This is a genomic window from Pseudoxanthomonas sp. Root65, from assembly GCF_001427635.1.
Taxonomy (GTDB): domain Bacteria; phylum Pseudomonadota; class Gammaproteobacteria; order Xanthomonadales; family Xanthomonadaceae; genus Pseudoxanthomonas_A.
This window is the reverse complement of sequence record NZ_LMHA01000001.1, coordinates 1,165,253-1,191,773: the sequence shown is the minus strand read 5'-3', so window position 1 is coordinate 1,191,773 and position 26,521 is coordinate 1,165,253. Positions and strand designations below refer to the sequence as shown.

Sequence of the window (26,521 nt, the reverse complement as noted above, 5' to 3'; positions counted from 1 at the left end):
ATCGCCATCCGCACCGAGGTCCCCATGCCCGCTCCCCGTCCCGTCGCCATCCTCGGCGGCGTCCGCATTCCGTTCTGTCGCCAGAACACGGCCTACGCGGATGTGGGGAACCTGGGCATGTCGGTGCGCACGCTGGGCGCGCTGGTCGAGCGCTTCGGCCTGCACGGCCAGCAGCTGGGCGAAGTGGCGATGGGCGCGGTGATCAAGCATTCGTCCGACTGGAACCTGGGCCGCGAAGCCGCGCTGTCGTCCGGCCTGTCGCCGCTGACGCCGGGCATCACCCTGCAGCGCGCCTGCGGCACCAGCCTCGACACCATCATCCACATCGGCAACAAGATCGCGCTGGGCCAGATCGAGTCCGGTATCGGCGGCGGTTCCGACACCACGTCCGAAGTGCCGATCGTCTACGGCAAGAAGTTGCGCGCACGCCTGCTCGCCGCCAATCGCGCCAAGACCACGCAGGACAAGATCAAGGCGCTGGTCAGCGGCTTCAAGCTCGGCGAGCTCAAGCCCGAGTTCCCCGGCGTGGCCGAGCCGCGCACCGGCAAGAGCATGGGCGAGCACTGCGAGGACATGGCGAAGGAGTGGAGCATCTCGCGCGATTCGCAGGACGAGCTGGCGGTCGCCTCGCACAAGAAGCTGGCCGCGGCCTACGAGCGTGGCTTCTTCGACGACCTGATCGCCCCGTTCCGCGGGCTGGAGCGCGACAACATCCTGCGCCCCGACACCTCGCTGGAAAAGCTGGCCACGCTGAAGCCGGCGTTCGACAAGACCTCCGGCCGCGGCACGCTGACCGCCGCCAACTCCACGCCGCTGACCGATGGCGCGGCTGCCGTGCTGCTGGCCAGCGACGAGTGGGCGAAGGCGCACGGCCATGAGCCGCTGGCGTACCTGAAGGATGCGCAGGTGTCCGCCGTCGATTTCGTCCATGGCGAAGGCCTGCTGATGGCGCCGACGGTGGCCGTGCCCGAGATGCTCAAGCGCCACGGACTGACGCTGCAGGATTTCGACATCTACGAGATCCACGAAGCCTTCGCCGCGCAGGTGCTGTGCACGCTGCGCGCGTGGGAGAGCGAGGACTACTGCCGCAACCGTCTGGGCCTGGATGCGCCGCTGGGCAGGATCGATCCCGCCAAGATGAACCCCAACGGCTCCTCGCTGGCGACCGGCCACCCCTTCGCCGCCACCGGCGCGCGCATCGTCGCCACCGTGGCCAAGGAACTGCAGCAGCGCGGCGGCGGCCGCGCGCTGGTCTCCATCTGCACCGCGGGCGGCATGGGCGTAGTGGCGATCATCGAGCGTTGAAGTTCGTTCGGCTGTTTGGCAAGGAGGCTGCATGACAGTTCCGACCTACGATCAATTGATGCTGCCTCTTCTGAGGCTGGCGGGTGCTCGACTCGCAAACGATCTTCCAACAGCCGAGAAGCTGTTAGGCGATGAGTTTGGACTGACGTTGGACGAGCGCACGACAATGCTGCCAAGTGGGCAGCAAACGGCTCTCAGAAACAGAACCGGCTGGGCCAGCTTCTATCTGATGAAGGCGGGCTTGCTGGCGAAGCCGAAACGAGGGTACTTCGAGATCACTGAGCGGGGTCGAGAGGTACTCAAGGCACCACCCGCCAGTATCGACAAGACCTTCCTCGCAAGCTTTCCGGAGTTCAGAGAGTTCCTGATGGGCTCGCCCGGAGATTCGTCTGAGAACGTCACTCAAGTGCTGGCCCAATCCACGGCACCAGACCAGGTGACGCCCGACGAGGCGTTGCAGGGTGCCTACCAGCAGTTGCGTAGTGAACTCGCATCGCAAGTGCTTGAGCGGCTGCTGCAAGTAAGTCCGGAGTTCTTTGAGCAGATCGTCGTAGAGCTGCTGGTCGCCATGGGGTATGGCGGATCCAGGCGAGACGCAGGGGAGCGTATTGGGCGATCCGGTGATGGCGGAATCGACGGCATCATCAAGGAAGACCGTCTTGGTTTGGATGTTATCTATATCCAGGCAAAGCGCTGGCAAGGAACCGTGGGTCGTCCGGAAATCCAGAAGTTCGTCGGTGCGCTGCACGGTCAGCGTGCGCGTAAAGGTGTGTTCATCACGACCAGCGCTTTCTCTGCTGAAGCAAGGGACTACGTCTCGCACATCGATGTCAAAGTTGTGCTCCTGGACGGCATCCAGATCGCCAGCTTGATGATTGACCATGGCGTAGGCGTGACACCCGTGGCGACATACGTGGTCAAGCGGCTCGACTCGGACTATTTCGAAGAAATCTAGATCACCGGCGTTGCGGGGCCTATTCGGCTACTTCGACGTTGAGCAATCGAGACTCTACCCGCGCCGGTCACCGAGCAGGCTTCTGCACCTGCGCACTTCCCACGCCATGCCGGTGGCCTTCGCTCACCGCTGTCACCGTGCCGTCCGCATTGAACACCAGCGCGTTCGCCGCGCCGATTTCCTCTGCCTGCGCTGACCAACGCTGCCCGCGATCCGTCAGCGCCTTCGCCTGCCCGCTGTCCGCATAGCCCGGCTCGATGTCCGTCGTGGCGCCGTTGCGCTGCGACAGGCGCGGGGCGTCGATGGCCTGGTCCATCGGCATGCCGAGGTCGATGTGGTTGACGATGGTCTGCAGCACCGTGGTGATGATGGTCGATCCGCCGGGACTGCCGATCGAGAACGCCGGCCTGCCATCCTTCAGCGCGATGGTCGGCGTCATGCTGCTGCGCGGACGCTTGCCGGCTTCGGGAATGTTCGGGTGAGGCGGAATGAAATCGAAGTCGGTCAGTTCGTTGTTCAGCAGGAAGCCGTAGCCCGGCACCACCATGCCGCTGCCGCCCCAGTCCTCGATGGTGAAGGTGTAGGCGACGACGTTGCCGTCCTTGTCGGACACGGTGAGGTGCGTGGTATGCGCGCTTTCCGGCTGCAGCGTGCGCGGCGCCGGACGCACTGGAGGGCTGGGATCGTGCTGGAACGGGTAGGGATCGCCGGCCGCGACAGCGCCCGTCGCGGCGCGCTCCGGATCGATCAATCCACGGCGCCGTGCCGCGTAGTCCTTGCTGAGCAGACCCGCGACGGGCGCGTCGACATATTCGGGATCGGCCAGGTAGGCGTCGCGGTCGGCGAAGGCGAGGCGGCTGGCTTCCAGGTACAGGTGCTCGACCTCCGCGCGGGACATCGAGCCGAGCTCGTAGCCTTCCAGCATGTTCAGTGCCTCGAACACGGTCACGCCGCCGCTGCTCGGCAACGGCATGCCGTAGAGGTCGTAGCCGCGATAGGTCGAATGCACCGGCAGGCGCACGCGCACTTCGTAGTTCGCCAGGTCCGCCAGCGTCATGCGGCTGCCGTGCACCGATACGCCGGGTGCGGTCGGCGGCCGGTTGACCGTATCGACAATCGCGCGCGCCATCGGTCCGGCATAGAACGCATCCACGCCGCCATCGGCCAGTGCGCGATAACTGCGGGCCAGGTCGGGGTTGCGCAGCGTCGTGCCGGACGGAAGCGCCTTGCCATTGCGAAGGTACAGCGCGGCCGTGGCGGGGAAGCGGTTGAACTTGCCCTCGTTGCGCGCGACCAGCTGCGAGAAGTTGGCGTCCACCACGAAGCCCTGTTCGGCCACCGCAATGGCAGGCGCCAGCACCTGCGCAAACGACATCGTGCCGTAGCGCTGCAGCGCCTCATGCCAGCCGCGGACGGTGCCGGGCACGCCGACAGACAGTCCACTGGCGACGGCGGTATCGACATCCATCGCCTTGCCGTCCTCGACGAACAAGGTCGGCGGTGTGGCCGCCGGCGCGGTCTCGCGATGATCGAGGGTGATCACGCGTTTGTCCTTCGCCAGGTACACCACCATGAAGCCGCCGCCGCCGATGCCGCAGCTGAAAGGGTCGGTGACGCCGAGCGTGGCGGCAGCCGCGACGGCGGCATCGACGGCATTGCCGCCCTGGTCCAGGATCGCGATCGCGGACTGCGTGGCCTGCTCGCTGATCGTCGCGGCGGCGCCTCCGGTGCCCCGGGCGACCGGCGTTTTCGCCTGCGCGATCGGCGCGACCAGGAGGAAGACCAGCAGCGAAACGCGAAGGAGTCGGTTCATTCGGGGTCACCGCGTGGCAGTCCGGCGGATTGTCACACGAGTGCGGGCAGCCGATGACGGCCTGTCGGACGTTGCCCGGTCATGGAATGATGCTGGCCAACCCCGGACGACGGTGCCGCGCGTTGGATGTCGGACCGGCCGCCCGGCCACCGTCTTCCCGCCCGGAGTTTCCATGCGCATGCACAGGACATATCGCGTCGTTTCCTTGTTGGCTCTGCTGTTCCTGATCGCGTCCTGCAGCAAGCGGGAGATGTCGTCGCACGAGGCGGAGGTCGCCGCCGCCGCCCCCGCGATGGATGAAGCCGCCGATGCGGCGGCGGCACCCGCACCCGCGGAGAGTCAGGAAACGTCCGCGCTGCAGGCCCCCGGCGTCACCGCCGCGCAACTGGCATCCGACGTGGTGGTGCAGACCGACCCGCAGCGCCGCTTCATCCGCACCGCGCAGGCGGATTTCCAGGTCAAGGACGTGTACCGCACGGCGCTGGCGATCGAGGACGAGGTCGCGAAACAAGGCGGTTTCGTCGTCGACAACGACATCCAGTCGCAGGTGCAGCGCGTGCAGAGCCGGCCGCTCGGCAACGGCAAGCGGCTGGAGCTGGCCGAATACCGTCTGCAGGGTGCGCTGACGGTGCGCGTGCCGAGCGAGCGCACGCAGGTGTTCCTGCGCGCCATCGCGTCGCAGATGGAGTTCCTGGATCGTCGCCACTTCACCGCCCGTGACGCGCAGTTCGACCTGTTGCGGCAGCAGCTGGCGCGGCAGCGTGCGCAGGACGAACAGCAGGAACTCGGCGATGCCGTGCAGGGCGGCGGCAAGCTGGGCGACAAGGCCGATGCCATCCACGCACGCGCCGAAGCGCGGACGAGCCGCGACGAGGCCGTGATTGCGCAGAAGGAATTCGAGGACCGCGTGGCATTCAGCACCATCACGCTGTCGCTGAATCAGGACGTGCAGGTACGCCGCAGCGAGCGCGTCGACGTGGATGCGGTGTTCCGCGACAACGGTCCCGGCTTCTTCCGCCAGCTGGGCGATGCGCTGGCGGTCGGCTGGCGTGGTGGTCTGCAGGCGGTGGTGGCGCTGGCCACGCTGTGGCCGCTGTGGCTGGTCGTGCTGGCGATGGTGATCGGCTGGCGGCGCTGGCGCAGGAAGCCGGCCGCCCGCTGAGCTCAGTCCCGCAGGCGCGGCAATCCGTGCGCGTCGCGCTCCTCGACGACGGCGGCGTCATGGATTTCCTGCCGCATGTCGCGCGCCGGCAATGTCACCGGCGTTTCGCCGCGCGCCGCCTTGACCGCGTTGGCGTGGCATTGCTGCGCCGAGGCGGTGTCGCCGGCTTCGTTGAAGCCGGTCGCCAGTTCCTCCCACGCCTCCGCGCCCGCGCCCTGGGCGACGGCGCGATGCAGGAACTCCTGTGCCGCCGTCCACTGGCCCTGCTGGCGCGCGAGCCGTCCCAGTGTCACCAGCAAGGCCGGGCTGGCGGGATGGGCGTGCAGCCAGTGCTGGGCACTGGCACGGCGCGAATCCAGCTTGCCCACCGGCAGCCGCCCATACAGCGCCACCAGGCTTTCGTCCCAGCGCGATTCCAGCGCCTGCTCGATGCTGCGCGTCGCCGCGTCTTCCCAGCGCAGCGCGGCGGCGCGTTCGGCATAGGCCGCCACGACCGACGGTTGCAGGCGCAGCGGTTTGGTCAGCGCTTCCCAGCGCTCGGCCAGCACGTTGGGATCGGTAGCCTCGCGCAACGATTGCGTTGCCAGCCGGATCTCCAGCGCCTCGAACGCGGCGGGCGCCAGGGCCTGCTGCTGCTTCAGCGCGCCCAGCAGTCCGTAGGCCTCGCCTGCGCGTGCGCTGCCGGCGAGGGCGTCGGCGCGCAGCGCCAGGCCGCGCGGCGGCAGCGGCTGCGCCTCGGCCGCATCCAGCACGGTCAGCGCCTCCTGCGGCCGGCCGGCATCGAGTGCGATCTGCGCCGCGGTGATCGCATGGGCCTGGGCGGAGCGTTCGCGCAGGGCGAGCAGATGGCGCTGCACCGCCGCGTCGTCGTCACGCGCCTGGGCGGCGCGCACGGCGGCGACACGCGCGATGGTGCCGACCTCGGTGTCCTCCGACGCGCGCTCCAGCAGTTTTTCGGCCTTCTGCCAGTGCCCGGCGTGCAGCGCATCCAGACCGTCGATGAGCCTTGCCCGCGCCTGCTTGCGACGATGGCGACCCCACGCGCGGAACGGCAGGCTGAGCAGGCGCCAGGCAACCCAGAACAGCGCCACGACCAGCAGCAGCGAAAGCAGGGCGCGCGGCACGTTGGTGTGCAGGTCGTAACCGGCGAACCGGATGAAGACCTCGCCCAGATCGCGCGTGGTGGTGGCCATCCACTGCGATGCCAGCACGCCGGCGAGCAGCAGCACCAACAGCACCACGACAGTACGGAACGGCTTCATGGCGTGACCTCCGGCGTCTCCAAGGATGGCGTCGGCGCCTGCAGTCGCAGGCCGGCGCTGCGCAACATGCGCAGCTGTTGGAGTGTGCTGCCCAGCTCCGTGGGACGAGGCGGTGCCGACATCGTCTGCAATGTGCGCACCTGCGCGTGAACCTGCCGTCGTTCGGGTGAATCCGGCCACAACCGCGGCAACCAGCCATCGATGCGCGCCAGCGCGGCGCGCCAAGCCGCCTCGTCGCGGCGCTCCAGCGCGGCGCGCGCCAGGCTGATCTCGATCTGCAGCGCCGCGTCGGCGGTGGTACGTTCGTCCGGCGCCACCAGGGTGGTGTCGCGTGTGGGGCGGACATCGACCAGCGGCGCCAGCCAGCGCTGCCAGGTCGGGCGTGGCGAGGCGCCGACCGGCTCGCCCGGTTCGCGCGGCAGGCCGGGCAGTGCGGCGACGATCGCCTCCAGGCGCTTCGATGCATCGGCCTGCGGACCGTCACCCAGGGCATCCAGCGCCGTCCGTTCCTGCGCCAGCGCCTGTTTCAGGTTGAGCAGGCGATGGTCGTCGATGCCGTCGAGCGCGCCGGCCGCCAGGGCATACGCGCGCCGCGCGCCGGCGAGGTCGTGGGCGATGTCCAGCCGCTGCGCGGCCTGCGAGAGCAGCAGTTCCACCTCGTCCAGACGCAGCGCCTGCGCGCCATGCCGGGTGGGATCGGTGAGCTTGGCGACGCTCTCTTCCAGCAGTGCGCCGCGCTGGCCGAGACCGAGGACTTCGTCGCGCAGCACGCGGTTGGTGGCTGCGACATCGAGCAGGCGCTGCGCCTGCGCGCGCTGGTCGCGGCGCAGCCCGTCGGTGCGGGACTCCAGTGCCTCCAGGCGCAGCTCGGTCGCCGACTGTTCCGTCTGCGCGTGCGCACTGCGCGCTTGCCACCACGCCCAGCCACGCCAGGCGCCGATGCCGACGACGATCACCGCCAGCGCGACGGCCACGAGTCGTGCCCCAGGGCCGGGGCGGGGCGAAGCAGAGGGCTGGTCGTTCACAGGCTTCCTTGGCTGCAGGCAAAACGTGATGGGCGCCGCAGATGCTACCGGATGCCCGTGGGTCCGATCGTGCACGCCGCCTTCATCAGTTGCGCGGGGCGCGGGCCGTCGGCGAGGACGACACGCGCAAAGCCGGCCTCTTCCGCCGCCCGCGCCAGGCGTTCGCTGGCGGCCACGACCGGCATCGCCCTGAACCGTCCGGCCAGCGGCGGCGGCAGCTGCGCCAGTACCTCCTGCAAGGCGCCGCCGCTGCTGAGCAGCAGGCAGGCCGGTGCCTGCAGCGCGGCCAACCCCTCGAGGGCGCGCGCCGTCAAGGGAAGGGATTGGCGTCGGTACACCTCGGCGCGATCCACCGTCGCGCCGCGGGCTTCCAGCGTGGGCACCAGCAGATTGCGTCCGTCCGGTGCGGTGATGAAACCGAGCCGCCTGCCGCGCAGGTCGGCCAGCCCGGGCAGGGCGAGCAGCCCCTCGCTGTCCATGCGGGCGGGGAACTCGACCTGGTCCACGCCGGCCCGCCGCAACGCCGCCGCCGTGCCGCTGCCGACCGCCAGCCAGTGCTGTCCCGCACGCGCCGCCAGCGGCTGCAGCGCCCGGGCCGCGGCGACGGCGGCGGGGCTGGTGACGACGACGATGTCGCAGTCCAGTGCGGCACGCAGGGCGGCGCGCGTGGCATCGTCGTCGCAGTGGCGGATGCGCCATGGCGAGAGCGCCAACAGGCCCGCACCGTGTCGACGCGCGGCACGCCTCAACGCATCGTGGCCGCCCTGGGGCCGCAGCGAGATGACGTACCATGCCGGCGGCGTTGGATGTCCCATGCATGGATTATGAGTGATGCGTCCGGAAGAAGCCCTGCAGGAACTGCGTGAGTACTGTCGCGGCATGCCGCCCGTGGCGGCGATGGGCGTGGAGGTCGACGGCTTCCACGACGAGGTCCTGCGGCTGACCGCGCCGCTGTCGGCCAACGTCAACGACAAGGGCAACGCGTTCGGCGGCAGCCTGACCTCGCTGATGACGGTGGCCGGCTGGGGCCTGGTGACGCTGAAGCTGCGCCTCGCCGGGCTGAAGGCGGAGGTGTACGTGGCCGACAGCCAGATCCGCTATCTCGCCCCGCTGTACGGCGACTTGGTGGCCGACGCGTCCTTCGCCGATGGCCAGTCGCCGGAGACCTTCGTCGACACGCTGGTGCAGCGCGGCCGCGCACGCATCCAGGTGGAGGCCTGCATCCGGCTGCCTGAAGGCGGCATGGCGACCACGCTGAGCGGGCGCTTCGTCGCCATCGCGAAGCGGTAGCATGTGGCCATGACGAAGGGGACGGGCATGCATCGGATCGGGAAGTGGCTGCTGGCGATGGCTCTGTTGTCGGTGCTGGTACCGGCCGCCGCGCAGAGCCGGCTGCAGCGCGGCAAGCTGCAGCCGTTGCAGGATGCCTACGCCGCGGCGATCCGCTGGGGCGATTTCGAGACCGCCTGGCAGCTGGTCGATCCCGCCTACCAGGCCGAGCACCCGATGACCGAGCTGGAGTTCGAGCGCTACCAGCAGGTGCAGATCTCCGGCTACCGCGACCTCACCACCAGCGGCGGCCCGGACGGCACCGTCGAGCGGGTCGTCGAACTGCGCGTCATCAACAAGCACACCATGGCCGAGCGCACGATGCGCTACCGCGAGCGCTGGCGCTGGGACCCGGAAGCCAAGCGCTGGTGGCTGGTCGTGGGCCTGCCGGACCTGTGGAACGGCGAGTAGCCGTCCGGCGCCGCGTCGGCGTCCTGTGCGACAATCGCGGCCCGCTCGAAGATCGCCAACCCTGTGAATTTCGAAGAAGTCCTGGCCTTCGCCACCCGTTCTCCCTACAACCAGATCCTGTCGCTCGGCCTGGTGGCCCTGACGATCGGCCTCGTCTACACCGAAGTCGCGCGCCTGTTCCGTGGGTACAAGGCGCTGCGCCCGGCCGAGCTGACCCATCTGATCAACAGCGAAAACGCGCTGGTCATCGACCTGTCGGCGAGCAACGACTTCGAAAAGGGCCACATCGCCGGCAGCCGCAACGTGCTGCCCAGCGCCTTCGACCCCGAGAGCAAGCTGCTGGCCGGGGCCAAGTCCCAGCCGGTGGTGCTGGTCTGCCGTACCGGGCAGGCCTCCGGCGCCGCCGCCAATCGGCTGAAGAAGGCCGGCTTCGAAAAGGTTTACGTGCTGGAAGGCGGCATCGCCGCCTGGCAGCAGGCCGACCTGCCGCTGATCAAGGGCCGCTGAGCCCCCGGGTGGCCGCGGACCCGCCCTTGAAGCGGGCCACGCGTGTCGCCATGACATACTTTCCATTCACCGCCGCAATCCAGATTCCGGAGTCAAAGAAATGTCCGACGAGACCACCAACGGCGCGGTTGCGCCTGCCGCCGAAGCCGCTGGCCCCGCTTTCACTGTCGAGAAGATCTACGTCAAGGACGTTTCCTTCGAAGCCCCGGGCGCGCCGGCCGTGTTCGCCGAGAACGTGCAGCCGGAACTGCAGCTCAACCTCAACCAGCGCGTGCAGCGCCTGGGCGAGAACGCCTTCGAAGTCGTGCTGGGCGTGACCCTGACCTGCAAGGCCGGCGACAAGACCGCCTACGTGGCGGAAGTGCAGCAGGCGGGCATCTTCGGCCTGATCGGGCTGGAAGCGCAGGCCGTGGACGTGCTGCTCGGCACGCAGTGCCCGAACATCCTGTTCCCGTACGTGCGCCAGCTGGTCAGCGACCTGGTGCAGGCCGGCGGCTTCCCGCCGTTCTTCCTGCAGCCGATCAACTTCGAGGCGCTGTACGCCGAATCGCTGCGCCAGCGCGCCGCGCAGGGAGGCGACGCCGCCCTCGCCAACTCGGAACCGGTCGGCAACGCCTGATCGCCGGTGCACGGTCCCGTCAGGGCGGCACTGCCGCACACAGGGGTGACGGATGTCTGAAGACCTGAAATCCGCCGACGTGCTGAAGATCGCGGTGCTGGGCGCCGGATCCTGGGGTACCGCCCTGGCCGCGCTGATGGCGCGGCACGGGCACCACGTGACGCTGTGGGGTCGCGACCCGGTGGTCGCGGCCGCCATCGACGGCCAGCACGAGAACACCCGCTACTTGCCCGGCATCGCCTTGCCGGACACCTTGCGCGCCACCACCGACCTGGTGGCGGCACTTGTCGATGCCGACCAGGTGCTGGTGGTCGTGCCGTCGCACGCCTTCACCGAAACCCTCCGCACGCTGGCGCCGTTGCGCCCCGCCAAGGCGGGCGTGGCGTGGGCGACCAAGGGCTTCGAGACCGGCTCAGGCCGTTTCCTGCACGAGGTCGCCGAAGAAGTCCTCGGCCCCGACGTGCCGGTCGCGGTCGTCACCGGCCCGTCGTTCGCCAAGGAAGTCGCGCTGGGCCTGCCCACCGCCGTCACCGTGCACGGTGCCGATCCGGTGTTCGCGCAGGCGGTGGCCGACGTGATGCATGGTCCGGCATTCCGCGCCTACACCGGCGACGACATGGTCGGTGCCGAACTCGGCGGCGCGATGAAGAACGTGCTCGCCGTGGCCACCGGCGTCTCCGATGGCATGCAGCTGGGCCTCAACGCCCGCGCCGGCCTGATCACGCGCGGACTCAACGAAATGCTGCGCCTGTCCGCCGCCATCGGCGCCAAACCGGAAACGCTGATGGGCCTGGCCGGCTTGGGCGACCTGGTGCTGACCTGCACCGGCGACCTGTCGCGCAACCGCCGCCTGGGCCTGGCGCTCGGCCGCGGGCAGTCGCTGCAGGATGCGGTGCGCGAAATCGGCCAGGTGGTCGAGTCGGTGCAGACCGCCGACGAAGTCATGCGCCAGGCGGAACGCCATGGCATCGACCTGCCCATCTCCAGTGCGGTGCGTGCGGTCCTGCACGGCGACCTGACCCCGCGCGATGGCCTGCAGCATCTGCTGTCGCGCGAACAGAAGCCGGAGTATCCGGAAACGCTGTTCAAGTAGGACGGTCCGCCCGCCATCACGACAAAGCCCGGCTTCGCGTCGGGTTTTTTCTTTGCGGCGCCCGTGCAGCGGGCAAAGAAAAGCCCGGCCTTGGGGCCGGGCTTTGGGGTGCGACGCGGGGAGAGAGGGGGACGCGTCGCGGGGAACGCTGTTGCGGATTACCAGCTGAAACGCGGACCCACGAACCACTGGGTGTCGCCGTCCACCAGCTTGACGTCGGCCGAGGCGCTCCAGTTCGGGGTGAACTTCACTTGCGCGCCGAGACGGCCGTAGAACTCGCCATCGTAGTCGTCGCCATCTTCATAGCCGGCCAGTGCATAGCCGTTGAGGCGGCTGGTCAGCGCGCTGTTCACGCCGACTTCCACGCTGTAGCCATCCGCGCTGAAGCTGGGCACGCGCACACCGGACGGCGTGCTGAAGCTGTCGGTCTTGGCCTTCTCGTAAGCCACGCGGGTCAGCAAGTCCACGCGCTGCGACAGTTCGTGGTTGTAGCCGAGGCCGACGCGCCACTGGTCGAAATCGACGTTGACGTCGTCGACTTCCTGCGAGCTGTAGTCGGCGAAGACGTGGAAGTTCGGGTGGACAGCCACGGAGCCCTTCAGCGCCCAACCATCAGCGTCGGGACCTTCGATGTTCGTCGCGGTGTAACCGCCTTCCACGTAGTTGTAGGAAACGCCCTCGGCGGCCGAAGCAGCGAACGGGGCGGCAGCCAGCAGGGTCAGGGCAAGCAAGGACTTCTTCATGGGACGTCTTTCTCTCTTGTTGTTGTGTGTCCGCAGCCTCGGGGAAGCGGCGGTGGGCGAAGTATCCGCCTCAGCTCACAACAACTCCTGAATACCAAACTGACCAGTACATAAATTGGCCGGACGTGATGGGAACTTCTGGCACAGGCGTGATCGCGGACATGGTCAACGCATGACCGATGTCCGCTTTCTCCGCCGCGCGGCGATGCAAGCAACAAAGCGGATGGATTTCGCAGCGCGTGGATACGCGCAGGTTTTTTCCGGGCGTCAGGAGATACGCGATGATGGAAGAACGGAGCTGGGAGCAGGGGGTCGTTGCCGCCGAAGCGGAGATGGTCGATGCGTTCGCGGCGGTGCAGCTGGACCAGGCGCGCTGGGACGCGATCGTCGCGACGCTGCCGCCGCTCGTGCGTGCGCGTGCCGTCAACGGTGAGCGAACACGGGCCTTTCTCGAAGCGGTGCTGTGGGTGGCCGTTACCCGGCAACCCTGGGGGCGTCTGCCGCGGATGTGGGGGCCATGGCACAGCGTCTACGTCCGCTTCACGCGATGGGCGCAGGAAGGCATCTGGGACGAAGTGATCGCGTCGCTGCACGCGCATGCGGACATCGCCGATCCGCTGCAGCGGCTTGTCGCCACCTATCTGGATTCGCGGCACCCTGCCTCGGTCGCCCGACGCGAAGGGCCTCGATTCACTCCGTTCTGAGGATCAAGCCCTGTTGGGTTATGCGGTCAATCGACCCGATTGCTGCTGATCGGCGTGCGAAATTGTCGTGCTCAGCCAATCGGTGGGCGCATCCGATCGTGGGCACACCACATCTTGCGCGAGCAGTAGGTCGGCACTCGATACATCGTGGTTCGCGTTGACGCGTTGCGCGCCGTCGCAACACCAGGCCGCGACGGATCAAGTGCCGACGATCAGTCGCAAACCGGTACGCCGATGCCGCCGGCGCTCACCCGGCGTCTCCATCGCCATCGCGTGCATCCGGCGACTGGCGCGCGACGATGCTGGTGGCGGTGAGATCGCCGGTGACGTTGCCGGTGGTGGCGAACACATCGGGAATGGTGTCCACCGCCAGCAGCAGGCCCAGCGGTTCGATGGGCAGGCCCATCGACTGCGTCACCGGCATCACCGTGGCCATGAAACTCACCTGCCCCGGCAAGCCGATCGAGCCCAAGCTGATCACCACCGCCAGCGCCGCACCGGCGGCCAGCGTCACCGCGTTCACGTCGATGCCGTACGCCCACGCCACGAAACAGGCGGCGACGATGTACTGGATCGGGCTGGTGATGCGAAACAGCGTCACCGCCATCGGCAGCACCAGTGCCGCAACGGCGCGCGGATGACCCAGGCGGAAGCGTGCGCTTTCCACCATCGCCGGCAACGACGCCAGCGAAGACTGCGTGCTCGCGGCGACCACCTGTGCCGGCAGGATGGCTTTGGCGAAGGCGAGCGGCGACTGCCGCGCGAACACGGCCACCAGCACGTAGCAGATCAGCGTCGCGCCCAGGTACATGCCGCATTGCAGGGCGATGTAGCCCGCAAGCGCACCGATCACCCCGATGCCGGCCTGCGCGCACACGGCGAGCACGAGTGCGAACACGCCGATCGGCGCGGCCAGCAGCATCCAGCGCACGATCACGATCATGGTGTCGGCGATGCCGTGGCAGAAGCCGATGACCTGCGCGTGGCGATCCTCCTGCACGCGCGTGAGTGCGAAGCCGAAGAACAGGGCGAACACCACCACCGGCAGCATCGCGCCCTGCGCCGCCGCCATGATGGCGTTGCTCGGCACGATGGAGCCGATCCAGTCGGCAAGTCCCGGTGCGGCCACGTCACCCGCGGCCGGCAGCGTGCCGTGCAGGGTGGCCTTCAGCGCTTCGCTGGGCGGCACCATCGCCAGCACCAGCGGCGCCACGATGGCCGCATAGGCGGCGAACAGCGACAGCAGCGCAATGAACACCACCATCGCCCGCCGCGCCACGCGTCCGGAGGCGGCGGCATCGCTGGCGGTCGCCACACCCAGGATCACCAGCGACAGCACCAGCGGCACGACCGTCATCTGCAGCCCGCTGAGCCACAGCTTGCCGATCGGCTGGGCAATGGAAACGGCAGTCGCGGCCGAGCCCGGCGACCCCTGCGCCAGCGACAGGCCGACGACGGCGCCGGCCGCGAGACCCAGCAGTACGCGCGCGGTGGCGCCCGGCCACCTCATCGAGCCGCCTCCGGCAACTGCCACTCACGGGCAAGGCGGGCGTACTCGGTGCGCGGCAGCAGCACGAAGACCGGACGCGCGTCCGGACGCAGCCACGCCAGCACACCGTCCATGGTGTCAGCCGCCATCGCCGTGCAGCCGGCGGTCGGCTCGCCCGGCGTGCGCCACAGGTGCGCGAAGATGCAGCTGCCGGCGCGCGGCGTCGCGGTCGGGTTGTGGCCGATCACCAGGCCTTCGCGGTAACGGACATCGCCGTTGTTGTGGAGATCCAGGCGCATGGGTTCGGTCGATCCCTTCGCGGCGGCCTCGCCTTCCGTGCGTGTGTCGATGATGCGGTTGTAGAGCGGCGAGTCGGGCACGTCGATGCAGTAGCTGGTCGCCTGCATCGGGCGGTAGGGCATGGCGGTATCGGCCTTGTCCGCGTAGCCGAACGCCTCGCCCAGCGTGAACACACCTGCCGGCGCGCGGCCATCGCCCTCCTGCTTCTGCGGACCCTGCGGCTGTGCCGCATGCAAGCCCAGGCCCCATGCCGCGCCGTTGCGTCCCACCGAGACCGGCGCCGCCGTCGATGCGGCCTGCCAGTGTCCGTCGCGCATCTCGAAGCGCTGCAGGGTGCCGGCCGTGGCATCCCAGTTCTCGGTCACCACCAGCACCAGTTGTCGCGCGTCGCGCCAGGGGTGCGGCTTCGGCGGTTCGAGCGCCTGTGCGTTGATGCCGCAGGCGAGCATCACGGTGGCGAGGGCGAACGAGCGCAGCGGGACGCGCGTAAACAACGGTGTGGACATCACGACTCCAGCAGGTGATGGATGCGCTCGAGGTTGATGGCGAGCTGGCGGTTACGGTCCGGATTGGTGTGGCATAGCAGGACGAAGACGAAATCCAGCAACGACTGCAGCGAGGAGCGGTACAGCAGCTGCTCCACGTGCGGCGCGGGATCGTGCGCCGAAATCACCAGCGCGGCGTCGGCATGCGCGCGCAGCGGATTGGCGGTGTGCCGGGTGATCGAGATGACCTTGCCTTCGCAGGCCTGGAACTGGCGGCTGACCTGCGACAGCTCGGGCAGCTTGCCGAACTCGGAGAACATCAGCAGCACGTCGCCGGGTCGCGTGGCCGACAGGTTGGCCATCATCAGTATCGGGTCGGTATGGTGCACCGTCAGCACGCCCAGCAGCGAAAGCCGCATGGCGAACTCGCGCGCGAACAGGCCATCGTCGCCCAGGCCGCAGACGAACACCTTGTCGGCCCGGTCGATCAGCTCGACGATCGGCTCGATATGCGTGCGCGGGTTAAGGCTGCGGGTTTCCTCCTCAGCGGCCATCTTGCTGCGACGCAGACCGTCCTGCAGCTGCTGGTAGGCATCGCCGGCCTCCTCCTTCTCCGCATCCGGCGGTCGCGTATGGCCGTTGCCGTTGCGGGCGACCGCCTCGCCGATCGTGTACTTGAGGTCCGGATAACCCTTGAAGCCGAACTTCTGCGCGAACTTCACCACGCTCGACTGGCTGATGCCCAGCGCGCTAGCCAGCTGCTGCGAGGAGTAGTCGCGCAGCAGGTGCGCGTTGTCGAGGATGAAGTCGGCGATGCGGCGCTCGATGGCCGACATCTGGTCGCGTTCGGAACGGATCTTCACCAAGGGTGCTGTCATGGCATGAGTGTGATGGCGGTGGACGGGACTGACAACGGGCCATCGCCACCGGGCTCAGCCCGGCAGCATCTCCAGGCCGCGGATCTCGCGGATGCCCAGGCCGGGGGCGTCGGTAATGGTGATTTCCGACTCGTTGAAGATCACACCGCCCTCGACCGGGTTGAACTGGCCCAGCGACGGCCCGTCCAGGTCCACCTTGGTGATGACGTTGGCTTTCGCCGCCGCCACATGCACGGCGGCGGCCACGCTGATGCTGGTTTCGATCATGCAGCCGATCATGCATTCCACGCCATACAGCGACGCGATGTCGGCGATGCGGATGGCGTTGGAGATGCCGCCGGTCTTCATCAGCTTGATGTTGATGATGTCGGCCGCGCGCATCTTGATCAGGTCAATGACCTCGGTCGGCCCGAACACGCTCTCGTCCGCCATCACCGGCGTATGCACGCGGTCGGTGACGTACTTCAGGCCGTCCAGATCGCGCGCCTTGACTGGCTGCTCCAGCAGTTCCAGCACTACGCCGGCGTCTTCCAGGTGCTGCATGGCGAAGACGGCCTGCTTGGCGGTCCAGCCCTGGTTGGCGTCCAGCCGCAGCAGCGCGCGGCCTTCCACCGCGGAATAGATGGCCTTGACGCGTTCGATGTCCAGACCGATGTCCTTGCCCACCTTGATCTTCAGCGACTCGAAGCCGCGCTCCACCGCGCTGATCGAGTCGGCCACCATCTTGTCGATGTAGTCCACGCTGATGGTGATGTCGGTGGTGATGACCGGGTCGCCGCCGCCCAGCATCTTGTACAGGGGCGCGTCGTACAGCTGCGCCCACAGGTCGTAGACCGCGATCTCGACCGCTGCCTTGGCGCTGGTATTGCGCTCCAGTGCGGTCTGCACCAGCTCGGTGATGTGGTTGAGGTTCGCGACGTCCTGGCCGATCAGCCGCGGACGGATGAACTTGCCGATCGCCTCGATGATCGAGCCGTGGGTGTCGCCGGTGATCACCGCCGTGGCGGGCGCTTCGCCGTAGCCGACATGGCCGGTGTCGGTGTGCACGATCACCACGATGTCCTCCACCGTATCGACGGTGCGCAGCGCGGTCTTGAACGGGGTCTTCAGCGGCACGCGCAGCATGCCGAATTTGATGTCGGTGATCTTCATGGTGCCCCTTGGGGACGGATGCGCTGGATGGCGGTGATGCGGTCGACGGTGGACTGCTCGCTGTTGAACAGCAAGGGTTCCAGTGGCGTGACGGCGACCGAGTTGAGGGTGGTCCGCACGGCCTTGCCGTCCGTGCCCCGGTAGGTGATGCCGGTGGTGTCGTGGATGGTGTAGGTGATGCCGTTGTCGTGGCCGATCACCATCATCACGTGGCCGGGAATATAGACCAGGTCGCCGACCTGCAGGGTCTGCAGCACGGCGAGCCGCTTCTCGTGGCTGTCGCCCGGCGCGAAACCGATCCGTTCCAGCGCCGGACTCACCGCCTGCGCGCTCGTGTTACGCGGCAGCACGATGCCCATGCTGCGATACACCTCGGACACGAAGCCGCTGCAGTCGCGGCTGTCGTAGCTGTGCCCCCAGCCGTAGCGCTCGCCCAGGAACTTGAAGCTCTGGCGTAGCAGGTTGGCGGGCGTGTACGGCAGGTAGTCGGGTGCGACATCGGCGGTGCGCGGCAGCAGCGCCGGCAGCAGCGCGAGCGCACCATCGGCACGGCGCACCGGCAGCTGGATGACGTGCGAGGTGTAAGGATGCTGCCCGTTCACCGGTTTGTCGGCCGGCCAGTCGGCCAGCACGGGCACCCGCACGCCCATGTCCAGCTGCAGCGCGGACAGGCCCGGTTCCTCGGGGTTGTAGACGGTCCTGGCGGTGGCGCCGGTCACCACCAGCGACGGAGAAGCGTGCCCATAACCGAAGACCGTGTCATGCGTACCCAGGGCGACAGCATCTCTTTCGATCCAGGCCGAGTAGAGCGCGCTCACTACGAAATACCACGCGCCATCCGCGCTGACGTGCGTGATCACGACGGCGGTGCCGGGGAACAGTGCGCTCTCCTGGAAGCGATCTATATCGCTGTCGTCCAGGTTGCTGAAGACGCGCTGGCGGGTCGGGAACGTGCGCAGGTCGGCCCGCCGCACAACCAGCGCCGGACGCGCCATCACCTGCGCGGGCACAGCCTCGATGGCCACGTTCGCTGCGAGCGCGGCAAGACGGTCCTTGCCGATGACCTCGCCTTGTTCGTCATACAGCGTGCGGGACGGTGTCACCGAAAGCTTGGCAATCACGTCGCGGACCCATGTTCCTTCGAGCCGGGATGGCAATGCGGCCGGGTCCTGCACCTGCGGGTCCAACCTCAGCATGCGCGCGTTCTGCGCGGCGACGGCAGGCGCATCGAGCAGCGGCTTGCCGGCAGCCGGGAGCCTATCGATCCAGTACTGCGCGGCGAGATGCCGTGGCTCGATGCCGACCACCCCATGTCCCGCGGCCGCGGCCGCGGCCTCGTGGACTGCCTCGCGCGCAACGGCGGTGGAGGCGACAAAGGCGAACAGGCACAGCGCGAACAGCCGCAGCCGCAGCCGCAAGCGGCGCCGCTGGCATGGTGTGCGTGATCTCATCCCTCTCCCTCCGCGTGGCGGCGTCACCATGCGCTAACGGGGAATATTTATTTCTAATAGCAAAAAAAGCAAGAATAAATTATTGACCGCTATTTGCCGCCATGGTACACAGGCCCACGGGTCGGCTTGGGGCGCATGACGTGGGACGCAACCTTACGAACGCGGTAGGCACGCGGGGTCTCCCATCCCGCAAGGGCGAACGCCATCGCCCCGTCAACGGAGGGCTTCCGCGACAAACCCTGATCCGCCTGATGCTGGCGTGTGCTGTCCTCCTGCTCGGCGCCTGCGCCCATTCCGGTCCGCGCAATCCGCTCGCCACCTGGGTGCCGTCGAAGAACTTCGACGAGCGGCGTCCGGTGGTCATCGTGCTGCATTACACCGAGCAGGACTCGGTGGAGCAGTCGCTGGATACGTTGCGCAGCCGCAACAGCGGCGGACGCGTCAGTTCACACTATCTGTTGGGCAAGGACGGCAAGGTCTACCAGCTGGTCAGCGATTCGCGGCGCGCCTGGCATGCCGGTGCCGGTCGCTGGGGTGCGATCACCGACGTCAACAATGCGTCCATCGGTATCGAGATCGACAACGACGGCAAGAGCCCGTTCCCTGACGCGCAGATCGACAGCCTGATCGTGCTGCTGCGCGACCTGACGCAGCGCCTGCGCATCCCGCCGACGCAGATCATCGGCCATTCCGACCTCGCGCCGTCGCGCAAGATCGACCCGGGTCCGCTGTTCCCGTGGAAGCGCCTGGCCGACTCCGGTTTTGGCCTGTGGCCGCGCGAGGGCATGGGCGAGCCGCCACCCGGTTTCGATCCGTGGCTGGCGCTGCAGGCCCTCGGCTATTCCACCGACAACCGGGCCGACACCGTGCGCGCCTTCCATCACCGCTTCCGCGGCAGGGAAGGCACCGAACTGGATGCGGAAGACCTGCGCATCCTGCATGCGTTGACGGCGCCCGCGACCGCAACACCGCGATGAACAGGAATATTCAAGTCGATTTTTTTACGACGCAAGAATAATTTATTGACTGCGGTCATGGTGCGTGCTACACCGCCATGACAGGGGTTTGGCCGGCAGGGGTGCCGGTGTGGTTCCGTTTCAACAGGCAATCTGTGGTGCGCATCCGGGATGGAATGCGCAGCAAGGCGCGAATGGGGAGCCATCCGGGCCGGGGATCGACGAACGATAGCGACGCCGTCCTGCGCAAGCGAAGGTGTCGCACCCGGAACGGCGCGTCGAGCGCATCGCAGTGCAGTACATCCGTCGCGCGCACCGCGCGTTCCAGACTTCAGAGGAGATCCGCATGTCCGCTCGACGCCGTTCGCCCAGGCCCACCCATCTCGCCACCGCCATCCTGCTGGGACTGGCCATTCCGGGCGTGGTGTTCGCGCAGGAAGAGGCCCCGGCCACCGGCGCCCGCACCCTGGACACGGTGACCGTCACCGGCTCGCGCATCAAGCGCACCGACGTGGAAGCGGCGCTGCCGATCACCATCATCCAGAAGGCCGAGATCGAAGCGCAGGGCATCACCTCGGCCGAGCAACTGCTGCAGTTCCTGAACATCGCCAGCAACGGCTCGGACAGCCTGGCCTCCAATGCCGGCATCGCGCCGGCGGACCTGCGCGGCAACAACGGCGTGTCCGGCGCCAATCTGCGCGGCCAAGGCGCCGATGCCACGCTGGTGCTGCTCAATGGTCGTCGCGTCGCCACCCATGGCCTGCGTGGCCAGGCGGTCGACCTGAACTCGATCCCGTTCGCCGCCATCGACCGCGTCGAAGTGCTGCGTGACGGCGCCTCGGCGGTGTACGGCACCGACGCCATCGGTGGCGTGATCAACTTCATCACCCGCAGCGACTACCAGGGCATCACCGTCAACGCCGGTTTCGACATCACCCAGGAAGGTGGCGGCAACATCTACACCTACAGCGTGCTGGGTGGCATGGGCGACATCGACACGGACGGCTGGAACGTCTGGGGCACGATGAACTATCGCGAGAACGAGATCCTGCTGGGCACGGATCGCGACTTCTCCAACACCTTCCAGCCCGAGCGTGGCCTGTCGCCGGATACGCGCGGCACGCCGTTCGCCACCGTCACCAACATCGCTGGTGGCATCATTACCGGCAGCCTCGTGGACCCGGCCGGCGGCGGCAACCAGGGACTCATCAACATCCTGAACCTGCCGGGCGCGGCCGGCTGCGAAGCCGGCGGCGACCTGATGGGCCCGTATGCCTACCGCCTGTGGGGCGTGGCGAATTCCAAGTACGCCTGCGCCTGGGACTACCCGGCCGCGCAGGTCATGCAGCAGCCGCAGGAAAGCATGCAGGCGCTGGGTCGTGCCACCTTCAAGATCAGCGACAACCACCGCTTCTACGCCGAAGCGATGGCGTCGCGCTCCGAGTCCAACCGCCAGTTCGAGGCGCAGCAGATCACGTCGAGCACATCGACAGCGGCATCGGCGCTGGGACCGAGCACGTGGTACCCGTTGAACGGGAACACCACCGCGACCTACAACATGATCTACAACGCGCTGGCCAGTTACTTCGGTCCTGCCAACCTGGTCTATGGCCGCCCGATTCCCTACCGCTGGCGGTGCGAGGTCTGCGGTCCACGCCAGATCGAGACCACCACCAAGGCGTACCGCTTCCTGGTGGGCGTGGACGGCACCATCGGCAGCTGGGACTACGATGTGGGCCTGTCGCGTGCATCGAGCGAGGCCGAGTCGGTGCTGGGCAGCGGCTACTACTTCACGCCCGCCTTCAAGGCGGTGCTGGGCAGCGGTCTGCTCAATCCCTTCCTGATGCCCGGCCAGCAGCATGATCCGGCGGGTGTGGCGGCCTTGCAGGCCGCATCCGCGGCGGGCGTCCGCCTGTACGGCGGCGAATCCACCGTCACCACGCTGGATGCGGCATTCTCCGGCGGCCTGGGTTTCAACCTGTGGGGCGGCGAAGTGATGGCGGCGGTCGGTGTCGACCTGCGTCGCGAAGAGTTCGAGTTCGGTTCGACCGCGGATGGCATCGTGCTGGACAACAGCTACATCTTCGGTGCGCCGTTCGATGCCACCAATAACCTGCCCAAGGTGTCGCGCGACGTCAAGGCGGTCTATGCCGAAGCCTTCCTGCCGGTGTTCGACAGCCTGGAAGTGAGCCTGGCGGTACGCCGCGACGATTACGACGGTTTCGGCAGCACGATCAACCCGAAGTTCTCGTTCAAGTGGCAGCCCATCGATTCGCTGGCCTTCCGTGGCGCCATCAGCGAAGGCTTCAAGGTGCCGGAGTTCACCAAGCTGTTCAGTGGCGTTACGGAAAGTCCGTACACCGGCTTCGACCTGGCCGATCCGGCAACCTGTCCTTCCGGCGCAGCGAACCCCGCCGTGCCGGGCTGCGAAGCCATCCAGCCCGCCATCCTCACCGGCGGCAAGGCCGACCTGCAACCGGAAACGTCGGATCAGAAGAGCTTCGGCGTGGTGTTCGCGCCGAGCGACTGGTTCAACATCAGCCTCGACTGGTGGGAGATCGAGCGGACCAACACCATCCGCACACCCAATCAGGCCACGCTGATCTCCAACTACGACCTCTTCGTCGACAACTGGATCCGCGATGCCAGCGGCGAAGTGGTGGCGATCGACCGTCGCTTCATCAACTCGGGCGGCACCCTGATCAGCGGCGTGGAAGTGGATGCCAACCTCACCGGCGAACTGGCCGGCGGCATGTGGCGCCTCAACCTCAATGGCAGCTACATCGACAGCTTCCAGGAGAAGGCGCTGGAGAGCTCGCCCTACGGCAACAACCTGGTGGGCGAGTACGTGCGCTACTACAGCCTGCCGCTGAAGTGGAAGCACACGCTCGGCTTCAGCTGGGCCAAGGGCGACTGGTCGCACACGCTGACCCAGATCTACCGCGACGGCTACAAGGACGAGCTGCCGGTCAGTGTGCGGAACGGGAGCTTCATTCCGGAAGACTGGAATCCGGATGTGGACGACTACATCACCTACAACTACAGCGTGGGCTGGACCGGCCTGGAGAACGCCAAGTTCACCCTCGTCGTCCGCAATCTGCTCAACGAGGATCCCCCGTTCACCGCCCACCAGAACGACTTCGCCTCGGGCGCGGCGTGGGAACCGCGTGTCGCCGATCCGCGCGGCCGCTCGTTCGCGCTGATGGTCGAGTACAAGTTCGACTGACCTGATCCGCCCTCGGATCGCCCGGACGTCAGGGCCGTCGCCGGCATTCGGCGGCGGCCCTCCTGCTTGCGGGCGCCCGCGCCTGCCGTCGCGCAGAACACCGAGCCATGCCATGAAGCGTCTTCTTGTCCTGCTTGCGCTGTCGTCGCCCACCGCGTACGCGGCGCCCGACACCGACACGTTCGACACGGCCGTGCAGCAGACGTTCGACCGCTACCAGCTGCCCGGTCTGGCGGTGGGCGTCATCCGCGATGGCGAGGTCGTCTACACGCGCACCCTTGGTGAGCTGAAGGCTGGCGGCGGCGACAGGATCGACAACGCCACACTGTTCAAGATCGCCTCCAACAGCAAGGCGATGACCGCAGGCGTGCTGGCGCGCCTGGTCGATGCCGGCAAGCTGAAGTGGGACGACCCGGTCACCAAGCATCTGCCGCAGTTCCGCATGCACGACCCGTGGGTCACCCAGCAGATGCAGGTGCGCGACCTGCTGATCCACAACAGCGGGCTCGGCCTGGGAGCGGGCGACCTGATGCTGTGGCCGGAGCCCAACCGGTTCACCCGCGACGACATCATTGCCGGCCTGCAACACCTCAAGCCTGCCCACAGCTTCCGCTCGACCTATGCCTACGACAACCTGCTGTACGTGGTGGCCGGCGAAGTCGCGGCCGCCGCCGGCGGCGCATCGTACGAGGCGCTGGTGACGCGCGAACTGTTTCAGCCGCTCGGCCTGTCGCGCTGCCAGGTGGGCGAGTGGAAGTCTGCCGAGATCGGCAACGTCGCTCAGCCGCACATGCGAACGCCGCAGGGAAACCACGTCATCCGGGAGGACGGCGAGATCGTTCCCAATGTCACCTCCATGGCGGCCGGCGGCATCCGCTGCAGCCTCGACGACATGCTCGTCTGGATGCGCATGTGGCTGTCGCCGGACGCGTCCCCCGCATGGCTGTCGCCGGCGCAGCGCAAGGCTGTCTGGACGGCCCACATGCCGATGCCGGTGAGCGCGCGGATGCGCGCTTGGGACAACAGCTATTTCTCGGCGTACGGATATGGCTGGCGCCTGTCGGATGTCGACGGCGCATGGAAGGTCGCGCACACAGGCACCCTCGCGGGCATGTACTCGTCGGTCATCCTGTTGCCCGACCAGCGCGCCGGCATCGTCATCCTCATCAATGGCGAAGGCGAAGCCGCGCGCACGGTACTGGGGCAGGTGCTGACCAAGCAGTTCACCGCACCGCAGTCATCGCCCACGGTGGCGCACTACGCCGATCTGCTGGATCGGGAAAACGCTGGCGATCAGGCCGCCAGGCCCAAGCCGGATACGAGCGCCCGCGAAACCGCCAGCGTGCGATCGCTGTCGGGATGGACCGGACACTATCGCGACCCGTGGTTCGGTGACGTGGCGTTGTGTCCCGATGGCGATCGCGTCCGTTTCCTCGCCGCACGCTCGCCGATGCTCAGCGGCACGTTGATGCAGGTAGGCGAGCAGTGGCTGGTGGACTGGGACGATGACAGTGTGGATGCGGAGCCGTGGCTGCACTTCGCGGCGGCGAAGGCGGGCGGCGACGCCGGACTTACACTGTCGCATGTCGATCCCGACGCCGACTTCAGCTACGACTATGCCGACCTCGACTTCCACCGCACGCAGGCCTGCCGCTGACATGCGCGGTGCCTGGCTGCTGTTGGTGTGCGCGTTGCCCTGGCTGGGTGCCTGCGCGTCGTCGCCAGGCGTGCAGGTCTCTCCTGCGCAGGCCGCGGCCGAGGTGGACCTCGTCGACGCCGCCAGCGTCGTGCCGGGATTGAAGCAGGACATCCGCTATGCCGGTGCGGACAACTTCGTCGGCGCGCCCGTCACCGGCTACGAGGCACCGAAATGCCTGTTGCTGGCGCCGGTCGCACAGGCGCTGGCGGGCGTGCAGCAGGACGTGCAGCGCGAGGGTCTGTCGCTGAAGGTGTTCGATTGCTATCGCCCGGTCCGCGCGGTGCAGCACTTCGTCCGCTGGGCGCGCGATCCGGCCGACCAGCGCACCAAGGCCGCGTACTATCCGAACCTCGAAAAGGCGAGCCTGCTGGACGGCTACATCGCCGAGACGTCCGGGCACAGCCGGGGCGCGACGCTGGACGTGACACTGGTGCGTTGCGCCGACGGCGACTGCGTTGAACTGGACATGGGCACGCCATTCGACTTCTTCGATCCGCGCGCCAACACCGCGCATGCGTCCCTCACCGACGAACAGCGGCGCCACCGCGAGCAGCTGGTGCAGGCGATGGCGCGGCACGGTTTCCAGAACTATGCGATGGAATGGTGGCACTTCACCTTTCGTCCCGAACCCACTCCCCGCACCGCCTACGACGTTCCGATCCGATGAGCGCTTCCCCTTCTCCCCTCTCGCCGCGGATCTGCGATGTCGCGGTGATCGGCAGCGGCATCGTCGGTCTGTCGACGGCGCACCACCTGATCGATCGCGGGCTGTCCTGCACGCTGATCGATGCCAAGGGCCCCGCCGGCGAGACCTCGTTCGGCAACGCCGGCTCCATCTCGGTCGGCAACGTGATGCCGCAGTCCACGCCGGGCATCGTCGTGAAGGCGCTGCGCATGCTGGCCAACCCGCTGGCGCCGCTGAAGCTGGACTGGGGCGTCAGCCCGTCGTACGCGCGCTGGCTGCTGCAGTTCCTCAACCAGGGCCGGCTGCAGCATGTGCTGCCGATCATCGATGCGTTGAATGCGATCAACACCGCCTCGCGTGGCGCCTGGCTGGACCTGGGCGAACGGATCGGCGCGAGCGGACTGATCGCACATACCGGGTATCTGCATGTCTACAGCGAGGACGCGACGTTCGCGAAGGGCGAGTGGGAACGCGGACTGATGCGCGAGCGCGGGGTGGCGTTCGACGTGCTGGATGCGGCCCAGCTTCGCGAGCTGGAGCCTGGCATCGGCCAGGGCTTCCAGCGCGCGGTGTTCCAGCGCGAATCGCTGGCGATGCGCGATCCAGGCGCGTTCTGCCGGCGCCTGTTCGATGATCTGGTCGCGCGCGGCGCGGACGCGCTGATCGCGCGCGTGTCGGCGATCGTGCGGCAAGGCGATGGCTATCGGGTGGAGACGGACCGCGGCCCGGTTCACGCCGGTCGCGTCGTCGTGGCCGCCGGAGCATGGAGCAACGCGCTGCTGCGGCCGTTCGGCCTGAAGATCCCGGTGATCCCGGCGCGCGGCTACCACCTGATGTATCCGCACTCCGCGTCCGTGGTGCAGCGCCCCACGCTGTGGGCCGAGCGTTACATGGTGGTGTCGCCGATGCAGACGGGCATCCGCATGACCAGCATCAAGGAACTGACCGCGCTCGGCCGCGATCCGCACTATGCGCTGATCCACCGGCTCGACCCGGAAGCGCGCACGCTGTTTCCCGGCATCACCGGCGAACCCGTCTCCGAGTGGGCCGGCAACCGGCCGTGCACGCCTGACTCGCTGCCGATCATCGATCGTGTGCCGGGTGAAGGCATCTTCGTCGCCACCGGCCACGGCCACTTGGGACTGACGCAGGGGCCGGTGACCGGCAGATTGATCGATCAGATGATGGCGGGCGAGCCGACGGAGATTCCGCTGGCGCCGTACGCGCTGGCGCGGTTCGGGTGAGCGGCGTGGTGATGGGTGTGGGAGCGAC

General features: G+C 67.7%; 24 protein-coding genes. 14 read left to right on the top strand and 10 right to left on the bottom strand.

Features of this window, described 5'->3' with window-relative positions; translation table 11 throughout:
* Positions 1-24: 24 nt before the first annotated feature.
* Positions 25-1,305 carry an acetyl-CoA C-acetyltransferase gene (locus ASD77_RS05205; protein WP_055938301.1) on the top strand — a complete coding sequence of 427 codons (1,281 nt, stop codon included), beginning with the start codon at positions 25-27 and terminating at the stop codon, positions 1,303-1,305.
* A 31-nt stretch (positions 1,306-1,336) separates the two neighbouring features.
* Positions 1,337-2,260 carry a restriction endonuclease gene (locus tag ASD77_RS05200; protein ID WP_055938297.1) on the top strand — a complete coding sequence of 308 codons (924 nt, stop codon included), beginning with the start codon at positions 1,337-1,339 and terminating at the stop codon, positions 2,258-2,260.
* Positions 2,261-2,327: 67 nt separating this feature from the next.
* On the opposite strand, the gene ggt is transcribed toward ASD77_RS05200, so the two are convergent.
* On the bottom strand, positions 2,328-4,073 hold the full coding sequence (gene ggt, locus ASD77_RS05195) for a gamma-glutamyltransferase (protein WP_055938295.1): 1,746 nt from the start codon (positions 4,071-4,073) through the stop codon (positions 2,328-2,330).
* A 205-nt stretch (positions 4,074-4,278) separates the two neighbouring features.
* Between ggt and ASD77_RS05190 the strand changes: the two genes are divergently transcribed.
* A complete protein-coding gene (locus tag ASD77_RS05190; RefSeq protein WP_162247593.1) occupies positions 4,279-5,235 on the top strand; it encodes a DUF4349 domain-containing protein in 957 nt (318 codons plus the stop codon).
* 2 nt (positions 5,236-5,237) lie between these two features.
* Here ASD77_RS05190 and ASD77_RS05185 read toward each other — a convergent pair whose 3' ends face one another.
* From ASD77_RS05185 to ASD77_RS05175, 3 genes are all read right to left on the bottom strand, one after another.
* A complete protein-coding gene (locus ASD77_RS05185; protein ID WP_055938289.1) occupies positions 5,238-6,497 on the bottom strand; it encodes a heme biosynthesis HemY N-terminal domain-containing protein in 1,260 nt (419 codons plus the stop codon).
* Entirely contained in the window at positions 6,494-7,471 is a 978-nt protein-coding gene (locus ASD77_RS05180) for a hypothetical protein (protein ID WP_235578481.1), read from the bottom strand. Before ASD77_RS05180 ends, ASD77_RS05185 begins: the two co-directional genes overlap by 4 nt.
* Positions 7,472-7,566: 95 nt before the next feature.
* On the bottom strand, positions 7,567-8,337 hold the full coding sequence (locus ASD77_RS05175; RefSeq protein WP_055938281.1) for a uroporphyrinogen-III synthase: 771 nt from the start codon (positions 8,335-8,337) through the stop codon (positions 7,567-7,569).
* A gap of 16 nt (positions 8,338-8,353) precedes the next feature.
* Between ASD77_RS05175 and ASD77_RS05170 the strand changes: the two genes are divergently transcribed.
* From ASD77_RS05170 to ASD77_RS05150, 5 genes are all read left to right on the top strand, one after another.
* The gene (locus ASD77_RS05170) at positions 8,354-8,812 is read left to right on the top strand and encodes a YiiD C-terminal domain-containing protein (RefSeq protein ID WP_055938279.1); all 459 of its coding nucleotides are present in this window, start codon (positions 8,354-8,356) and stop codon (positions 8,810-8,812) included.
* Positions 8,813-8,821: 9 nt separating this feature from the next.
* Positions 8,822-9,262, top strand: coding sequence for a hypothetical protein (locus ASD77_RS05165; protein ID WP_235578480.1), 441 nt, complete (start codon positions 8,822-8,824; stop codon positions 9,260-9,262).
* A gap of 63 nt (positions 9,263-9,325) precedes the next feature.
* Positions 9,326-9,769: a rhodanese-like domain-containing protein gene (locus tag ASD77_RS05160; protein ID WP_055938273.1), complete on the top strand. Its 444-nt coding sequence runs from the start codon at positions 9,326-9,328 to the stop codon at positions 9,767-9,769.
* A 100-nt stretch (positions 9,770-9,869) separates the two neighbouring features.
* The gene (gene secB, locus ASD77_RS05155; RefSeq protein WP_055938270.1) at positions 9,870-10,388 is read left to right on the top strand and encodes a protein-export chaperone SecB; all 519 of its coding nucleotides are present in this window, start codon (positions 9,870-9,872) and stop codon (positions 10,386-10,388) included.
* Between the two features lie 52 nt (positions 10,389-10,440).
* Complete coding sequence (locus ASD77_RS05150; RefSeq protein WP_055938267.1) at positions 10,441-11,481, top strand: NAD(P)H-dependent glycerol-3-phosphate dehydrogenase; 1,041 nt, start codon at positions 10,441-10,443, stop codon at positions 11,479-11,481.
* Between the two features lie 158 nt (positions 11,482-11,639).
* Here the strand turns inward: ASD77_RS05150 and ASD77_RS05145 are convergent, their stop codons facing one another.
* On the bottom strand, positions 11,640-12,224 hold the full coding sequence (locus ASD77_RS05145) for a diffusible signal factor-reguated Ax21 faimly protein (RefSeq protein ID WP_055938264.1): 585 nt from the start codon (positions 12,222-12,224) through the stop codon (positions 11,640-11,642).
* A 179-nt stretch (positions 12,225-12,403) separates the two neighbouring features.
* Here ASD77_RS05145 and ASD77_RS05140 point away from each other — a divergent pair, with 179 nt between their 5' ends.
* On the top strand, positions 12,404-12,928 hold the full coding sequence (locus ASD77_RS05140; protein ID WP_082563136.1) for a transposase: 525 nt from the start codon (positions 12,404-12,406) through the stop codon (positions 12,926-12,928).
* Positions 12,929-13,175: 247 nt separating this feature from the next.
* Here ASD77_RS05140 and ASD77_RS05135 read toward each other — a convergent pair whose 3' ends face one another.
* The 5 genes from ASD77_RS05135 to ASD77_RS05115 are packed head-to-tail and all read right to left on the bottom strand — an operon-like array spanning position 13,176 to position 18,683.
* Positions 13,176-14,438, bottom strand: coding sequence for a dicarboxylate/amino acid:cation symporter (locus ASD77_RS05135; RefSeq protein ID WP_055938258.1), 1,263 nt, complete (start codon positions 14,436-14,438; stop codon positions 13,176-13,178).
* On the bottom strand, positions 14,435-15,223 hold the full coding sequence (locus ASD77_RS05130) for a hypothetical protein (protein WP_055938254.1): 789 nt from the start codon (positions 15,221-15,223) through the stop codon (positions 14,435-14,437). Before ASD77_RS05130 ends, ASD77_RS05135 begins: the two co-directional genes overlap by 4 nt.
* Positions 15,223-16,080 (bottom strand): MurR/RpiR family transcriptional regulator, encoded by an 858-nt coding sequence (locus tag ASD77_RS05125; protein WP_055938251.1) that lies wholly within the window; start codon positions 16,078-16,080, stop codon positions 15,223-15,225. Before ASD77_RS05125 ends, ASD77_RS05130 begins: the two co-directional genes overlap by 1 nt.
* 54 nt (positions 16,081-16,134) lie before the next feature.
* A complete protein-coding gene (locus tag ASD77_RS05120) occupies positions 16,135-17,232 on the bottom strand; it encodes a dipeptide epimerase (RefSeq protein ID WP_055938250.1) in 1,098 nt (365 codons plus the stop codon).
* Positions 17,229-18,683 carry an SH3 domain-containing protein gene (locus ASD77_RS05115; RefSeq protein ID WP_055938244.1) on the bottom strand — a complete coding sequence of 485 codons (1,455 nt, stop codon included), beginning with the start codon at positions 18,681-18,683 and terminating at the stop codon, positions 17,229-17,231. The genes ASD77_RS05120 and ASD77_RS05115 overlap by 4 nt, the downstream gene beginning before the upstream one ends.
* 251 nt (positions 18,684-18,934) lie before the next feature.
* On the opposite strand from ASD77_RS05115, the gene ASD77_RS05110 reads away from it, so the two are divergent.
* The 5 genes from ASD77_RS05110 (at position 18,935) to ASD77_RS05090 (ending at position 26,493) form a co-directional block, all read left to right on the top strand.
* On the top strand, positions 18,935-19,660 hold the full coding sequence (locus ASD77_RS05110) for an N-acetylmuramoyl-L-alanine amidase (protein ID WP_055938242.1): 726 nt from the start codon (positions 18,935-18,937) through the stop codon (positions 19,658-19,660).
* A 325-nt stretch (positions 19,661-19,985) separates the two neighbouring features.
* Positions 19,986-22,865, top strand: coding sequence for a TonB-dependent receptor (locus ASD77_RS05105; RefSeq protein WP_055941074.1), 2,880 nt, complete (start codon positions 19,986-19,988; stop codon positions 22,863-22,865).
* A gap of 112 nt (positions 22,866-22,977) precedes the next feature.
* Positions 22,978-24,522 carry a serine hydrolase gene (locus tag ASD77_RS05100; RefSeq protein ID WP_055938239.1) on the top strand — a complete coding sequence of 515 codons (1,545 nt, stop codon included), beginning with the start codon at positions 22,978-22,980 and terminating at the stop codon, positions 24,520-24,522.
* A gap of 1 nt (position 24,523) precedes the next feature.
* Positions 24,524-25,231 (top strand): M15 family metallopeptidase, encoded by a 708-nt coding sequence (locus tag ASD77_RS05095; RefSeq protein WP_055938236.1) that lies wholly within the window; start codon positions 24,524-24,526, stop codon positions 25,229-25,231.
* Positions 25,228-26,493 (top strand): FAD-dependent oxidoreductase, encoded by a 1,266-nt coding sequence (locus tag ASD77_RS05090; protein ID WP_162247592.1) that lies wholly within the window; start codon positions 25,228-25,230, stop codon positions 26,491-26,493. The genes ASD77_RS05095 and ASD77_RS05090 overlap by 4 nt, the downstream gene beginning before the upstream one ends.
* The last annotated feature ends 28 nt before the right edge of the window (positions 26,494-26,521 follow it).

Bases quoted from the DNA above. Each gene is read 5' to 3' on its own strand.
- secB (WP_055938270.1), top strand. From the start codon at position 9,870: ATGTCCGACGAGACCACCAACGGCGCGGTTGCGCCTGCCGCCGAAGCC.
- ASD77_RS05185 (WP_055938289.1), bottom strand. From the start codon at position 6,497: ATGAAGCCGTTCCGTACTGTCGTGGTGCTGTTGGTGCTGCTGCTCGCC.
- ASD77_RS05110 (WP_055938242.1), top strand. From the start codon at position 18,935: ATGCTGGCGTGTGCTGTCCTCCTGCTCGGCGCCTGCGCCCATTCCGGT.
- ASD77_RS05105 (WP_055941074.1), top strand. From the start codon at position 19,986: ATGTCCGCTCGACGCCGTTCGCCCAGGCCCACCCATCTCGCCACCGCC.
- ASD77_RS05130 (WP_055938254.1), bottom strand. From the start codon at position 15,223: ATGTCCACACCGTTGTTTACGCGCGTCCCGCTGCGCTCGTTCGCCCTC.
- ASD77_RS05115 (WP_055938244.1), bottom strand. From the start codon at position 18,683: ATGAGATCACGCACACCATGCCAGCGGCGCCGCTTGCGGCTGCGGCTG.
- ASD77_RS05135 (WP_055938258.1), bottom strand. From the start codon at position 14,438: ATGAGGTGGCCGGGCGCCACCGCGCGCGTACTGCTGGGTCTCGCGGCC.
- ggt (WP_055938295.1), bottom strand. From the start codon at position 4,073: ATGAACCGACTCCTTCGCGTTTCGCTGCTGGTCTTCCTCCTGGTCGCG.
- ASD77_RS05205 (WP_055938301.1), top strand. From the start codon at position 25: ATGCCCGCTCCCCGTCCCGTCGCCATCCTCGGCGGCGTCCGCATTCCG.
- ASD77_RS05120 (WP_055938250.1), bottom strand. From the start codon at position 17,232: ATGAAGATCACCGACATCAAATTCGGCATGCTGCGCGTGCCGCTGAAG.
- ASD77_RS05095 (WP_055938236.1), top strand. From the start codon at position 24,524: ATGCGCGGTGCCTGGCTGCTGTTGGTGTGCGCGTTGCCCTGGCTGGGT.
- ASD77_RS05090 (WP_162247592.1), top strand. From the start codon at position 25,228: ATGAGCGCTTCCCCTTCTCCCCTCTCGCCGCGGATCTGCGATGTCGCG.
- ASD77_RS05100 (WP_055938239.1), top strand. From the start codon at position 22,978: ATGAAGCGTCTTCTTGTCCTGCTTGCGCTGTCGTCGCCCACCGCGTAC.
- ASD77_RS05125 (WP_055938251.1), bottom strand. From the start codon at position 16,080: ATGACAGCACCCTTGGTGAAGATCCGTTCCGAACGCGACCAGATGTCG.
- ASD77_RS05140 (WP_082563136.1), top strand. From the start codon at position 12,404: ATGTCCGCTTTCTCCGCCGCGCGGCGATGCAAGCAACAAAGCGGATGG.
- ASD77_RS05150 (WP_055938267.1), top strand. From the start codon at position 10,441: ATGTCTGAAGACCTGAAATCCGCCGACGTGCTGAAGATCGCGGTGCTG.
- ASD77_RS05170 (WP_055938279.1), top strand. From the start codon at position 8,354: ATGCGTCCGGAAGAAGCCCTGCAGGAACTGCGTGAGTACTGTCGCGGC.
- ASD77_RS05165 (WP_235578480.1), top strand. From the start codon at position 8,822: ATGACGAAGGGGACGGGCATGCATCGGATCGGGAAGTGGCTGCTGGCG.
- ASD77_RS05145 (WP_055938264.1), bottom strand. From the start codon at position 12,224: ATGAAGAAGTCCTTGCTTGCCCTGACCCTGCTGGCTGCCGCCCCGTTC.
- ASD77_RS05175 (WP_055938281.1), bottom strand. From the start codon at position 8,337: ATGGGACATCCAACGCCGCCGGCATGGTACGTCATCTCGCTGCGGCCC.
- ASD77_RS05200 (WP_055938297.1), top strand. From the start codon at position 1,337: ATGACAGTTCCGACCTACGATCAATTGATGCTGCCTCTTCTGAGGCTG.